The organism is Streptomyces sp. NBC_01716, from assembly GCF_036248275.1.
In the GTDB taxonomy this organism is placed as follows: Bacteria; Actinomycetota; Actinomycetes; order Streptomycetales; family Streptomycetaceae; genus Streptomyces.
Genome location: NZ_CP109181.1, coordinates 1,332,498 through 1,345,523 on the forward strand (window position 1 = coordinate 1,332,498; position 13,026 = coordinate 1,345,523).

11 protein-coding genes are annotated in these 13,026 nt (G+C 68.6%); 4 read left to right on the top strand and 7 right to left on the bottom strand.

Going from position 1 to position 13,026, the window contains the following annotated elements:
* Positions 1-85 precede the first annotated feature (85 nt).
* Positions 86-1,126 (bottom strand): multicopper oxidase domain-containing protein, encoded by a 1,041-nt coding sequence (locus OIE74_RS05715; protein ID WP_329392180.1) that lies wholly within the window; start codon positions 1,124-1,126, stop codon positions 86-88.
* A gap of 272 nt (positions 1,127-1,398) precedes the next feature.
* On the opposite strand from OIE74_RS05715, the gene OIE74_RS05720 reads away from it, so the two are divergent.
* Together OIE74_RS05720 and OIE74_RS05725 are read left to right on the top strand one after the other, a co-directional pair.
* Complete coding sequence (locus OIE74_RS05720) at positions 1,399-3,807, top strand: ThuA domain-containing protein (protein ID WP_443076035.1); 2,409 nt, start codon at positions 1,399-1,401, stop codon at positions 3,805-3,807.
* A 44-nt stretch (positions 3,808-3,851) separates the two neighbouring features.
* Positions 3,852-6,005: an OmpL47-type beta-barrel domain-containing protein gene (locus OIE74_RS05725; RefSeq protein WP_329392181.1), complete on the top strand. Its 2,154-nt coding sequence runs from the start codon at positions 3,852-3,854 to the stop codon at positions 6,003-6,005.
* 97 nt (positions 6,006-6,102) lie between these two features.
* On the opposite strand, the gene ligD is transcribed toward OIE74_RS05725, so the two are convergent.
* The gene (ligD, locus tag OIE74_RS05730) at positions 6,103-7,134 is read right to left on the bottom strand and encodes a non-homologous end-joining DNA ligase (protein WP_329379060.1); all 1,032 of its coding nucleotides are present in this window, start codon (positions 7,132-7,134) and stop codon (positions 6,103-6,105) included.
* Between the two features lie 75 nt (positions 7,135-7,209).
* Here ligD and OIE74_RS05735 point away from each other — a divergent pair, with 75 nt between their 5' ends.
* Positions 7,210-8,274 carry an ATP-dependent DNA ligase gene (locus tag OIE74_RS05735; protein WP_329379062.1) on the top strand — a complete coding sequence of 355 codons (1,065 nt, stop codon included), beginning with the start codon at positions 7,210-7,212 and terminating at the stop codon, positions 8,272-8,274.
* A 50-nt stretch (positions 8,275-8,324) separates the two neighbouring features.
* Here the strand turns inward: OIE74_RS05735 and OIE74_RS05740 are convergent, their stop codons facing one another.
* Positions 8,325-9,548: an FAD-dependent monooxygenase gene (locus OIE74_RS05740; RefSeq protein WP_329379064.1), complete on the bottom strand. Its 1,224-nt coding sequence runs from the start codon at positions 9,546-9,548 to the stop codon at positions 8,325-8,327.
* 169 nt (positions 9,549-9,717) lie between these two features.
* On the opposite strand from OIE74_RS05740, the gene OIE74_RS05745 reads away from it, so the two are divergent.
* Positions 9,718-10,218 (top strand): MarR family winged helix-turn-helix transcriptional regulator, encoded by a 501-nt coding sequence (locus tag OIE74_RS05745; protein WP_329379066.1) that lies wholly within the window; start codon positions 9,718-9,720, stop codon positions 10,216-10,218.
* Between the two features lie 23 nt (positions 10,219-10,241).
* Here OIE74_RS05745 and OIE74_RS05750 read toward each other — a convergent pair whose 3' ends face one another.
* The 4 genes from OIE74_RS05750 to OIE74_RS05765 form a co-directional block, all read right to left on the bottom strand.
* Entirely contained in the window at positions 10,242-10,664 is a 423-nt protein-coding gene (locus tag OIE74_RS05750) for a YchJ family protein (RefSeq protein ID WP_329379068.1), read from the bottom strand.
* A gap of 210 nt (positions 10,665-10,874) precedes the next feature.
* Positions 10,875-11,675 carry an SAM-dependent methyltransferase gene (locus OIE74_RS05755; protein ID WP_329379069.1) on the bottom strand — a complete coding sequence of 267 codons (801 nt, stop codon included), beginning with the start codon at positions 11,673-11,675 and terminating at the stop codon, positions 10,875-10,877.
* A 179-nt stretch (positions 11,676-11,854) separates the two neighbouring features.
* On the bottom strand, positions 11,855-12,091 hold the full coding sequence (locus tag OIE74_RS05760) for a DUF397 domain-containing protein (protein WP_329379071.1): 237 nt from the start codon (positions 12,089-12,091) through the stop codon (positions 11,855-11,857).
* Positions 12,092-12,952: a helix-turn-helix domain-containing protein gene (locus tag OIE74_RS05765; protein ID WP_329379073.1), complete on the bottom strand. Its 861-nt coding sequence runs from the start codon at positions 12,950-12,952 to the stop codon at positions 12,092-12,094. It lies immediately after the preceding gene.
* Positions 12,953-13,026 lie beyond the last annotated feature (74 nt).

Consider the following 13,026-nt stretch of genomic DNA (forward strand, 5'->3'; position numbering starts at 1 on the left):
ATCCGGGACCCTCGCATGTGTACGACGCGAGAGCGCCGGACGGGTGTGTACCGGCCCGTCCGGCGCCCGATGAAGCCCCCGCGCGTCAGTGACCCGCGTGTGCGCCCTGCGCGGCGGCACCCTGCGCGCTCGCGCCCTTCGCGCTCTTCTTCGCCGCCGGGTGATGCGGCTCGTACCCGGGAATCGTGCCGTCGGGCTTGGCGATCAGGAACAGCCCCGCCATGCCCTGGTCCGAGTGGCTCTGTACGTGGCAGTGGTACATCCACGCGCCCGCGCCGACGCCCTCGCCCGCGATGATCTGGAGCCCGAAGGAGTCAGCCGGTCCAGTGATCTTGTTGTCGACGATCCGGCTGGTGTCACCGGCCCCGCTGAGCAGGCCGGTCCTGTTGTCGGCCCAGCGGTGACCGTGGATATGGAACGTGTGGTAGAATTCGCCGTGCGTGATCATGATGACTTCGAGTCGCTCACCCACCGTGGCCTCGAAGTTGGGGCTCTGAGCACCCGGCAGATTGTTGATCTGCATGTCATTGAAGACGATCGTGAACTGCTTGTCGGGGAGGATGTCACCCTCTCGGCGGACCACCAGACCACCGTAAAGGCCCTGCCTGATGCCGCCCGTGCCGTGGTCGGTGCCGACGACGTGGTCGTGGTAGTGCCAGTAGCCGGCGCTGCCCTCGCGGTACGTGCCGTCGGCCCGCTTGCCAGGCTTGTGCGTACGCCAGGTGTAGGTGCGCTTCCCGCCCGGCGGAACGTGACTCTTGTTCAGACGGGTGCCGTCGTTGGCGATGTCGTAGTCGACACCGTGCACATGCAGGCTCGCGTCGACGTCCGTGAGATTGGTGAACTCGATGTGGACCGTGTCGCCCTCGACGATGTCGATCACCGGGCCCGGGACGGTCGCCTTGCCCTTCTCGAAGCCGTAGCCGATCTTCCCCGTGCCCAACCGCTCGGCCACCATGGTGAGGTGGTGCACCTTGCCGCCGGCCGGCGCTCGTTCCGGGCCCGCCGTGACGGCGTTCGGCGCAGGCGCCGCCGAAGAGGCAGAGGCAACGGACAACGATGTCACCCCAGTTGCCGCGACCGCGCCGCCGGCCATGAGGCGCCGGTTGAAACTCCGTCTGTCCATCGCCATGCCGAACTCCCCACATGCGGTGCTGAGATTTTCGGGACACAGTGAAGCCCCGGGACGGCCACACGGTAGCTCGGAGATCTTCGTTTATCCACACTCAGGACAAAGTTAGTTCCATTGTGGTGATACCTCTTGGCTCACCGCCCAAAGAGGTCTAGCTTCACGCCTGTTGCTGTGACCAAAGATGGGTGGGTGAACACATGCAGCGCGTACCACATCGCCGGTCAAGATCCCGGCGCGCAATGGCCGCGGCCGTGGTGGCCGGCACCATGGCCGCTACTCTGCTAGGCGGAAACGCCATGGCGGGTCCGTACCCCGAGCCGCCGTCGACAACGTTGTCCCTTCCTTCGCCGCCCGGCGGCAAGAACGTGAAGGTACTCGTCTTCTACGGTTCGACGTCGGAAGAGTCCCCGATCGTCAACGCCGGAATCGAGGCCATCGAGAAGATCGGCCTGACCGGCCCGGCCGCCCAGCGCTTCAAGACCGAGACCAACGGTGACGGTTCGGTCTTCACCAACGCCACCAAGCTGGGCAAGTACAACGCGGTTGTCTTCCTGACGGGCGGCGGCGATGTGCTGGATCCCGAGCAGGAGGCCGGACTCGAAGCCTTCGTCGAAGCCGGCGGAGGCTTCCTCGGCATCCGGGACGCGGCGCGCACCGAGCCGTACTCGGAGTGGTTCACCGGACTGATCGGCGCCCGTCCCGACGACGCGAGCCCGGACACGGTCCAGCGCGCGACCGTCGAGGTCGGCGACCGCCAGCACCCCGCGACCAAGAACCTGCCGAAGGAGTGGAAGCGCTCCGACAAATGGTTCAACTGGGACCAGAACCCGACCGGCGACGTGCACACCGTCGCCCGCCTCCGGGAGAGCACCTACAAGCCGGGTGAGGGCGCCAACGGCGCGGACCACCCGATCTCCTGGTGCCGTGACTACGACGGCGGCCGTTCCTTCTACACAGGCATGGGCGCCACCGTCGACTCGTACGCCGAGACCGACTTCCGCGACCACCTGCGCGGCGCCCTCGCGTGGACCACGCGCACCTCGCGGGCCGACTGCAAGGCGAGCATCACCTCCAACTACACGGCGGAGCGTGTCACCCAGCCCAACAAGCCCGGCGAGTCGGACCAGATCGGCGAGCCGCACGGCACCGTCGTCGCGCCCGACGGCCGCGTCTTCTACATCGGCCGCGGCGGCGGCGACAACACCCAGCCCGTCGTCACCGACTGGGCCAACCCGGACATCGGCAAGGGCGAGGGCCAGATCCACGTCTACGACCCGAAGACCAAGAAGGTCACCAAGGCCGGCGGCCTGACCATCTTCGGCAACAAGGGCGGCGGCGACGAGCTGGTCAAGAACGAGGAGGGCCTGCTCGGTATCGAGCTGGACCCCGACTTCATGACCAACGGCTGGGTGTATCTGCACTACACACCCCACTCGGAGATCAACCGTGACACCCGGATGGCCGAGCGCCGTGTCTCCCGGTTCACGCTGGACCTCGCGACCAACAAGCTCGACCTCGCCAGCGAGAAGAAGCTGCTGGGCTGGCCGGTGCAGATCAACAGCTGCTGCCACGCGGGCGGCGGCATGGCGTGGGACTCCAAGGGCAACCTCTACATCGCGACCGGGGACAACAACTCCTCCGGGTTCAGCGACGGTTACTCGGGCAACAACCCGCAGCCGAACTACAAGGGCGTCTCCTTCGCCGACGCGCGCCGTACTGCCGGTAACACCAACAACCTCAACGGGAAGATCCTGCGGATCCACCCCGAGGACAACGGCACGTACACCCTGCCCGACGGCAACCTCTTCACCGGTGAGGAGACCGCCGAGGGCGGCGGCAAGACCCGCGGCGAGATCTATGTGATGGGTGTGCGCAACCCGGCGCGTATCTCCGTCGACAAGAAGACCGACACCCTGTACGCGGGCTGGGTCGGCCCCGACGCGGGCGCCCCGAGCACCACCTGGGGCCCGGCCAAGTACGACACCTTCGCCGCCATCACCAAGGCGGGCAACCAGGGCTGGCCGTACTGCATGGGCAACAAGCAGCCCTACCGCGACCGCAACCTGCCCGACCCGTCGAAGCCGCTGGGCTGGTACAACTGCGACGCGCCGAAGAACGAGTCCCCGAACAACGACGGTCTCGTCAGCATCCCGCCGATCACCGGGAACACCATCTGGTACTCGCCCCAGGGCGGCGCGCCGGACTACCCGCGGGACGCGAACGGCATCCCGAGCTACAAGGCGGCGGAAGCCACCTACCTCCTCCCGTGGCTCAAGGGCGGTGGCCAGGCGACCATGAACGGTCCGCTCTACCGGTTCGACGCCGAGAACGCGACGGCTGAGAGCTGGCCCTCGTACTGGGACGGCAAGTGGTTCGTGGGCGACTTCTACGACCAGACCCAGCCGCGGCACGCGGTGGAACTCGACCCCAAGACCGCGGGCAAGGGCGGACTGCCCGTGCACGCGGAGTCGTTGAAGGAGATCATCCCGGTCGGTGAGAGCGGCATCCGCAACCTCATGGACTGGAAGTTCGCCCCCGACGGCTCGCTCTACGTGCTCGACTACGGACGTGGTTTCTTCACCTCCGACGCGAAGTCCGCGCTGTGGCGCGTGACGTACAAGGGCGGCGAGGCCACCCCCGCCGCCGCGGATCTGGCCAGAAAGGCGGCGCAGTGAGACAGCGACCTCTACGCCTGTGGACGGCCCTGCTGGGCTCGTTGATGCTGGTGCTGGGGCTGACCTCGACACAGGCATACGGACGCGACGACGACCGGCAGGCGGCGGCCCAGGTACTCAACTGGACCGCGGGCAACTCCACCACGGAGTACCTGACGTTCCCGACGACGGCCGTCGCGGGTCCCGCGACGATCGTGTTCGAGAACAGCAAGGCCACCGGCAACACCACGTCGATGCCGCACACGGTCACCTTCGACACGTCGAACCCCGACTACAACAACGACGTGACGCTCAACCTGATGGCCAGTCCGGACGACGCGCAGGGCGGTAAGCAGACGGCCGAGGTCAATCTGACCCCGGGCACCTACCGCTTCTTCTGCACGATCCCCGGTCACGGCATGATGACCGGCATCCTCACCGTCACCGACGGTGGCGGCGGTGACGACACCACGGCGCCCGAGGCGGCCGCCAAGATAGACGGCGACCAGAACGCCGACGGCGCCTACATCGGCCAGGCCACGGTGACGCTCTCCGCCACCGACGCCGGATCGGGTGTCGACAAGATCGAGTACGCGGTCGGGCCCGACGGCGAATGGCAGCCGTACACCACCGCGGTGGTGGTCAACACGGTTGGCGACCACGCCATCAGATACCGGGCCACGGACAAGTCCGGGAACGTCGCCGCCGAGAAGACGGCGGAGTTCAAGGTCGTGGCGCCGGACTCGGACGACACGACCGCGCCGGAGACCTCGGCGACGGTGTCGGGTGAACAGGACCCGGACGGCGCGTACTTGAGCATGGCGACGGTCACCGTGACCGCCTCCGACGCCGGTTCGGGCGTCAACAAGATCGAGTACGCGATCGGTGCCGACGGGGCCTGGCAGGCCTACGAGGCGCCGGTGATGGTCCACGAGGTCGGTACGCACAAGGTGCGTTACCGCGCCACCGACAAGGCGGGCAACGCCGCCGCCGAGAAGGCCGTCGACTTCAAGGTCGTGGAGCCTCCGGCGAAGGACACAACGGCGCCGGTGTCGACGGTGGCCGTGAGCGGTGACAAGAACTCTGACGGCGCGTACATAACCAGCGCCACGGCCACGCTCAAGGCGACGGACGACCTCTCGGGTGTCGAGAAGATCGAGTACTCGCTCGACGGCGGTCCGTACCTCGCCTACACCAAGCCCGTGATCGTCGACGCGGTGGGCTACCACAAGCTCGCGCACCGGGCGACGGACAAGGCGGGCAACACCTCGGTGGCCAAGGAGGTGACGTTCACCATCGCCAAGGGCGGTGGCGTTCCGGCCCCCAACTGCCCTGAGTACGACGTACGGCTGACGGTCATCGTCGGTGCGGTGGACACGGGTGTGCCGAACCGGCTCACCACGAGTCGCTGCACGATCAACGAGCTGATCGAGGACGAGAAGGACTGGTCCTCGCAGGCGCTGTTCCTCAAGCACGTCGCCACGGTGCTCGACAAGCTCAAGTCGGACGGCGTGATCGACAAGCGCGAGCACACGAAGATCACGAAGGCCGCCAAGCAGTCGAAGATCGGCAAGCCGGGCCAGACGACCGGCTACCGCACGCTCTTCGACGGCACCGAGAACACCTTCGCCGACTGGGCCCAGGTCGGCGGCGGCAAGTTCGCGCTCTCCGACGACGGTGCGATGACGAGCAGCACCACCGTCGAGGGCATGGGCATGCTGTGGTTCCCGGAGCGCAAGTACGACGACTTCTCGCTGAAGCTCCAGTTCCGTGACGACGCGCCGGGCACGGGCAACGCCAACGGCGGTGTCTTCGTGCGCTTCCCGAACGTCAACGGTCACCCGCTGGAGACCCGGCCCGAGTGGGTCGCCATCAACTACGGGCACGAGGTCCAGATCCTGGACCGCCCGGACGGCGACATGTACAAGACGGGATCGATCTACGGCTTCGACCGTGTCGGCCTGGCCGGCGCGGGCGTCACGCCGAAGGGCAGCTGGAACGACTACGAGGTCAAGGTCGTCGACCAGCACTACACGATCCTGCGCAACGGTGTCGTGATCAACGAGTTCGACAACACCGGCGGCCAGGAGTTCACTCCGCCGCGCGCCGGTGACCTCGGTACCGACGGCCGGCGCTACTCCTCCGGCTATGTCGGTCTCCAGGTGCACGGCACGACGGACGTCATCTCGTACCGCGACATCCGGATCAAGGAGCTGTGACCGGACGCGTCATGGGAAGGACACCTCCGTAGGAGGCTGACCCGCCAGAAGTGCCCCTTCCCGCACGGGAGGGGGCACTTCGCCGTTCCCGGGGCGGCTACGGCACGTCCGGCTGGTCCTCGCGGGCGCGGCTCGGCTGGACGCGTTTCGGTTCGCCCGGCATCTTCGGGTAGTCCGGCGGGTACGGCAGGTCGCCGTGGCCATGGTCGCGTTCGTCGCGGGCGGCCAGTTCCAGCAGGCCCTCAAGGCTGTGCGCCTCGGAGTCCATGTCCGCGTGCAGGTCGCCCAGTTCGGCGAAGCGGGCCGGCATCGTCGCCACGTCGAAGTCGCGCGGCGAGACGTCGTCCAGTTCCTCCCAGCGCAGCGGCGCGGAGACCGTGGCGTACGGATTGGGGCGTACGGAGTAGGCCGACGCGATGGTGCGGTCGCGCGCCGTCTGGTTGTAGTCCACGAAGATCTTCTCGCCGCGCTCCTCCTTCCACCACGCCGTGGTGATCCGGCCCGGCATGCGCCGTTCCAGCTCCCTGCCGACGGCGATGGCGCAGCGCCGCACCTGGGTGAACGTCCAGCGTGGTTCGATCGCCACGAACACGTGCAGCCCGCGTCCGCCGGAGGTCTTGGGTCTGCCGTTGAGTCCCTGCTCGCCGAGGAGGGCGTGCAGTTCGTGGGCGGCCCTGACGGCGTCCTGGAAGTCGGTGCCCGGCTGCGGGTCCAGGTCGATGCGCAGTTCGTCCGGGTGCTCGGTGTTCCCCCGCCGTACGGGCCAGGGGTGGAAGGTCAGCGTGCCGAGATTGGCGGCCCAGAGCACCGCGGCGGGTTCGGTGGGGCAGATCTCGTCGGCGGTGCGTCCGCTGGGGAAGGCGATACGGGCGGTGGGGATCCAGTCGGGCAGGTTCTTGGGCGCCCGCTTCTGGTAGAAGGACTCGCCGGTGATGCCCTCGATGTACCGCTGGAGGGTGGTCGGCCGGTTCCGCAGGGCGCGGGTGATCCCCTCCCCCACCGCGATGTAGTACTGGGCCACGTCCAGCTTGGTGAAGCCCCGGTCGGGAAAGTAGATCTTGTCCGGGCTGGACAGCCGTACGGCCCGACCGCCGACCTCCAGCTCCACCGCCGCGCCCTTGCTCGCCATACGCGCCACCGTAGGCCCGGCTCCCCCGCCGCGCATATTGGGCGGACCCGCCTTGTTCCGCGCACAATCGGGGGCATGGATCTGCCGGTGATGCCTCCGATGAAACCCATGCTGGCCAAGTCCGTGGCCAGGATCCCGCCCGGCATGCAGTACGAGGCCAAGTGGGACGGCTTCCGTGCGCTGATCCACCGGGACGGCGACGAGGTGGTGATCGGCAGCCGCAACGGCAAGCCGCTGACCCGCTACTTCCCCGAGCTGGTCACCGCCTTCCTGCGCGAGCTGCCCGAGCGCTGCGTGATCGACGGCGAGATCGTCGTCGCCTACGAGGGCAGGCTGGACTTCGACCGGCTCAGCGAGCGCATCCACCCGGCGGACTCCCGGGTGCGCACGCTCGCCGAACGGACCCCGGCGAGCTTCGTCGCCTTCGATCTGCTGGCGCTGGACAGCCGTTCGCTGCTGGACACCGCGCAGTCCGAGCGCCGCACCGCTCTGGTCGGCGCACTCGGCGGTGTCTCGGCCCCGGTCCATGTCGCGCCGGCCACCACGGACCTGGAGCTGGCCCAGGAGTGGTTCCGCCGCTACGAGGGCGCCGGGCTCGACGGGGTGGTCGCCAAACCGCTGGATCTGCCGTACCGGTCGGACGTACGCGTCATGTACAAGATCAAGCACGAGCGCACGGCGGACGTGGTCGTGGCCGGATACCGCCTCCACAAGAGCGGTCCGGTCGTCGGGTCCCTGTTGCTCGGGCTGTACGACACGGGCGGGACGCTCCAGCACGTGGGGGTGTGCGCCGCGTTCTCGATGAAGCGCAGGGCCGAGTTGGTGGACGAGCTGGCGCCGCTGCTGATGGAGTCGGCCGAGGGCCATCCGTGGGCGGCCTGGGCGCGGGAGTCGGCCCACGAGAGCGCCAGGCTGCCGGGCGCGCCGAGCCGCTGGACGGGCAAGAAGGACCTGTCGTGGGTCGCGGTACGGCCGGAGCTGGTCTGCGAGGTGGCGTACGACCACATGGAGGGCGACCGCTTCCGGCACACGGCGCAGTTCCGGCGCTGGCGTCCGGACCGTACTCCCGGGTCGTGCACGTACGCGCAGTTGGAGGAGCCGGTCCGGTACGACCTGGCGGAGGTGCTCGCGTCCGGCTGAGGCCGGCCGCGGGCGGCCGCGGCCCGCCCGCGGCCGGCCGGCGCGCCGTCTCAGATCGCCGCCGCGTAGTCGGTCAGCGCCAGCCCCGAGTGCGCCGCGCGCCCTTCGGCCGCGCCCGCCGTCGCCATCGCTTCCGTCGCCGCCCGCGGGTCGCGCAGCATCGCGTTGCGGGCGTCGAGTTCCTCCCGTGTCGTCGGTGTCACCACCGTGCCGCCGCCGGTGGCGAGCGCCTGGTTGCGCTCCGCGAAGGGCCGCATCGTGCGCTCGTACGCCGCGAAGGCGTCCCCGTGGTCCGCGTGCGTGGCGAGTTCACCGGCCAGGACGTACGCGCCGACCAGGGAGACGCTCGATCCCTGCCCGGAGAGGAACGAGGTCGCGTGCGCGGCGTCGCCCGCCAGCGCGACACGGCCGCGGGACCACGTGGGCATGTGGATCTGGCTCACGATGTCGAAGAAGAGGTCGTCCGCCTCCCGCATCGCCTCCACCAGGCGCGGCAGGTGCCACACCTCCTCCGGGAAGCGCGCCGTGACCAGCTCGCGCTGGGCCTTCGGGTCGCGGAACGCCGCGAAGGGCGGGGTCTCTTGGATGAAGGTGAGGAAGCCGTGCATGCGCTCGGACGGTTCGTGGGCGTAGAGGACCGCGCTGCGTCCCGGCTCGTTCCAGACGACACCTTCGTGCGCGAGCCCGGACTCGTTCGGCATGGTGAAGCCCGCGAAGACGTGCCCGAGGTAGCGGTGGAAGGGCTCCTCGGGGCCGAAGACCAGCCGTCGCGTGTGGGAGTGCAGTCCGTCCGCGCCGACCACCAGGTCGAAGGTGCGGCGCGTGCCGCTGTCGAAGACGACGTGTACGGCGTCCCCGTCGTCGTCCAGCGTCGCGATCGAGTCGTCGAAGAGGAACTCGACCCGGTCCCGCAACGGCGTGTAGAGCGCGTCGGCCAGATCGCCGCGCCGGACTTCGAGGTCGAGACCGGCCTCGCCCCCGGTCATCTGCTCGGGCTCCAGCGAGCCGACGCGCTCACCCGCCGCGTCCACGAAGGTGATCCGCTGGGTGTCGACGTGCGCCTCCCGCAGGCGCGGGAGCAGGCCCATCCGGCCGACGACCTCGCGGGCCGTGCCCCGTATGTCGACCGCGTATCCGCCGCCGCGTACGGCGGAGGCCTTCTCGACGACGGTCACCTCGAAGCCGTAGCGGTCGAGCCAGTGCGCGAGAGCGGGGCCCGCGATGCTCGCTCCGGAGATCAGTACACGGCGGGCGGGGCGGGACGCGTGGTTCATGCTTCTCACCTTTCGGCCGGGGGTGCCCCGGCATGAGGGCGGTACGCGCCGCATGAGCTGCAAAGATGCGTACCTTAGGTATCCTTATGGTGGCCATACGGCACCCTTTGTCGGCACCGGCCGGTCCCACGATATAGATACCTAACTCAGGTATGCAAATGGAGGTGCCATGACCCCCGAGTCACCCGGCTCGCCCGTACCGGCGAATCCGCCCGCCGACCTGCTCGCCGTGCTGCCCCGGATCACGCAGCTCAGCGGCGCCTTCAACAGGGGCCGGCTCGTCGAACGCGCCACCGAGGCGGCCGGTCTCACCCTCGACCGCCCCGCCATGGGTGTGCTGCTGACGGTCCGCACGGCCGACGGACCGCTGCGGATCGGCGAGATCGCCGACCGTATGCAGGTCGTGGGCCCGCATGTGACCCGTCAGGTCCAGGCCCTGGAGAAACGCGGTCTCGTGCGACGTGTCGGCGACCCGCACGACCGCCGCGCGAGCCTCATCGAACCGACCGAGGCGGGTACGGACGCGGCCAACCGGTACGTGACCTCTCTGCTGGGCTGGTTCGCCGAAGCACTCACCGACTGGCCGGCGCAGGACCGCGCCGACCTCGCCCGTCTCCTCACCCGTCTCGCCGACGACGTGACCGCCCGGCTGGCGCAGTTCGAGGAGTAGGGCGACCCCGTACGCCCGTACGGTCAGTCCACGAAGGTGCCCTCGACGTAGACCCAGGCGCCCTCGTACCGCTCGAAGCGGCTCCGCTCGTGCAGCGCCCCCTCCTCGCCCCGGCGGGTGTAGCGGGCGCGGAAGGTGACGGTGCCCGTGGTGTGGAAAGCGCTGCCTTCGGTGGTGGCCAGGATCTCCAGACCCGCCCAGCGCATCGCCGGGTCGAGGCCGACCCGCGATGGGCGGGTGGCGGGGTGCCAACTGCTCAGCAGATACGGCTCGTTACCCACGGCGAAAGCGCTGTAGCGGGAGCGCATCAGACGCTCGGCGGTGGGGGCGGCGGCACCGGAGTGGAAGCGGCCGCAGCACTCTCCGTAGGAGGCGGGCAGCCCGCAGAGACACGGGGAGTCGTCTCGGGAGGCGGTGCGAGTGGTGCGCGTGGAGCGTCGGGACATCCGCATATTGTGCCTGGCCGCCGACGGACCGAGGGCCGGAGAGGGTCGAGAAGGGGTTCACAGGGCCGCTGGACGGCCGCCGGGCTCTCGTCGCTCTCCGTGGGGCCTTGCCCCTTCCAGGCGCCACCAGGCGGCGCGCAAGCGCTTTCTACGCGGCGGGCGGGGACGCGGCGCCGGGGGCGAAAACGCCTCGGCGCCGCCGCGCCGCTGTCAGGGCTTGCGGGCCACGCCCACGTACCCGGCGATGAGCCCGTCGTCCGGGACGCGGACGACCTCGCCCAGCTCCGGCCGCCACTCGGTCACCAGGGAGACACCGGGCTCGACCATCTCAAGACCCTCGAAGAACTGGCCGACCTCGTCACGGGAGCGCAGCGCGAGCGGCACGCCCTTGGCCTTGTAGAGCTCCTGTGCCTTCTTCGAGTTCTCCGGGTCGAAGTCGCCCGTGGTGTGGGAGATCACGAGATAGCTGCCGGAGGCCAGCGGTTCGAGCAGCTTGTGAACCAGCTCGTGCGCGCCGTCCTCGTCCGGGACGAAATGGAGCAGCGCGATGAGTGACAGGGCGACCGGCTTCTTGAAGTCCAGGATCCGCCCGGCCTGTTCGACGATCTCGTCAGGTTCACGCGCGTCGGCCTGGATGTACTCGGTCAGGCCCTCGGGGCTGCTGCGCAGCAGCGCCTCGGCGTGACGCAGAACGATGGGGTCGTTGTCGGTGTAGACGACGCGGGAGTCGGCGGCGACCTCCTGCGCGATCTGGTGCAGGTTGGGCTCGGTCGGGATGCCCGTACCGATGTCCAGGTACTGGCGTACGCCCGCTTCGGCACCGAGCCAGCGGGTGGCCCGGTGCATGAACGCGCGGTTGCACTTGGCCATCTCCCGGCCGAGCGGGTTCAGTTCGAGGAGCTGGCGGGCCATCTCCTCGTCGACGGGATAGTTGTCCTTGCCGCCGAGGAACCAGTCGTACATCCGGGCAGGGTGCGGCCTGCTGGTGTCAATGGCGTCAAGCCCGGTCATGTGCACTCCATGGAGTCTCGGCGTCGGCGGCGGATGCCGGCCCAACTTGCGGCAAGGAACAGATGAGTTCAGATCCGATCAGGCCTGATCGGCTCGTACCAGGCGGGATCCGGCCGATCAGGACGTACGGTTCCCGTCACATCACGTCGAATCACGGCACGTCGGCCACGTCGGTCATGTCAGGTCAGCAGGAAGTCGGCCTGGCCGGACTTGGCGCCTTCGATGAACGCGGCGATCTCGCCGTTGGTGTAGATCAGCGCGGGGCCGTCAGGGTCGTTGGACTGGCGCATGGCGACTCTGCCGTCGGCCAGCTTCATGGCCTCGACGCAGTTGCCGCCGTTGCCGCCGCTCCATGGCTTGCGCCAGCCTTCGGCGCCGAGCTCGGTGGCGGGCATGCCGTTGTATATCGGATCCATTCACAGCTCCTTGCGGACATCCTTGAGGATCTCCTTCGTGCGTTGTGCAGTTGCAGCCTGAGCCGCCATGCGGTCCATGACCTCAAGGTGGGTCGCCACCTCTGGACGCGCGTCGAGATAGACGGCGCCGGTCAGGTACTCGCTGTAGATCATGTCGGGCAGTTCGGGCATGGCGAAACGGAAGAGCACGAACGGCCCGTACGTCCCGGGGTGGTGTCCGGAGGAGAACTCCGCGATCTGAAGGGTCACATTGGCCATCTCGGACGCGTCGATCAGCCGGTCGATCTGCTCGCGCATGATCTCGGGCGTACCGACGGGACGGCGAAGCACCGTCTCATCCATGATCACCCACAATCTGGGTGCGTCCGACCTCGTGAGCAGTGACTGACGCTGCATACGCAGTGCCACATGGCGGTCGATGGCCTCCGGCTGGACCTGCCCCACAGCGCCGGCGTGCATGACCGACAGGGCGTAGCCCTCCGTCTGGAGCAGCCCGGGGACGAAGTGCGGCTCGTACGCCCTGATCAGGGAGGCGGCGCCTTCCAGGCTGACGTACATGCTGAACCAGTCCGGCAGGATGTCGTGGTACCGCTGCCACCAGCCGGGCTTGTTCGCGTCCTCGGTCAGCTCGACGAAGACCGCGGCTTCGTCGTCGCCGACTCCGTAGGCACGCAGGAGTACCTGCACATAGGGGACTTTGAGCGTGACCTCGGCGGTCTCCATCCTGCGGACAGTGGCCGCCGCCACCCGGAGAAGCTTCGCGGCTTCCTCGCGTTTCAGGCCGGCTCTCTCGCGCAGATCCAGCAGACGCCTGCCGAGTACGACCTGTCCCACGGTCGGGGCAGACCGCGGTTCACTCACTTTGGAACCTCCCCATGCACGGTTGCCAGCAGTGTGCCATGCCCTCGCCAGTAAGAACACGGCACTCTGAAAAA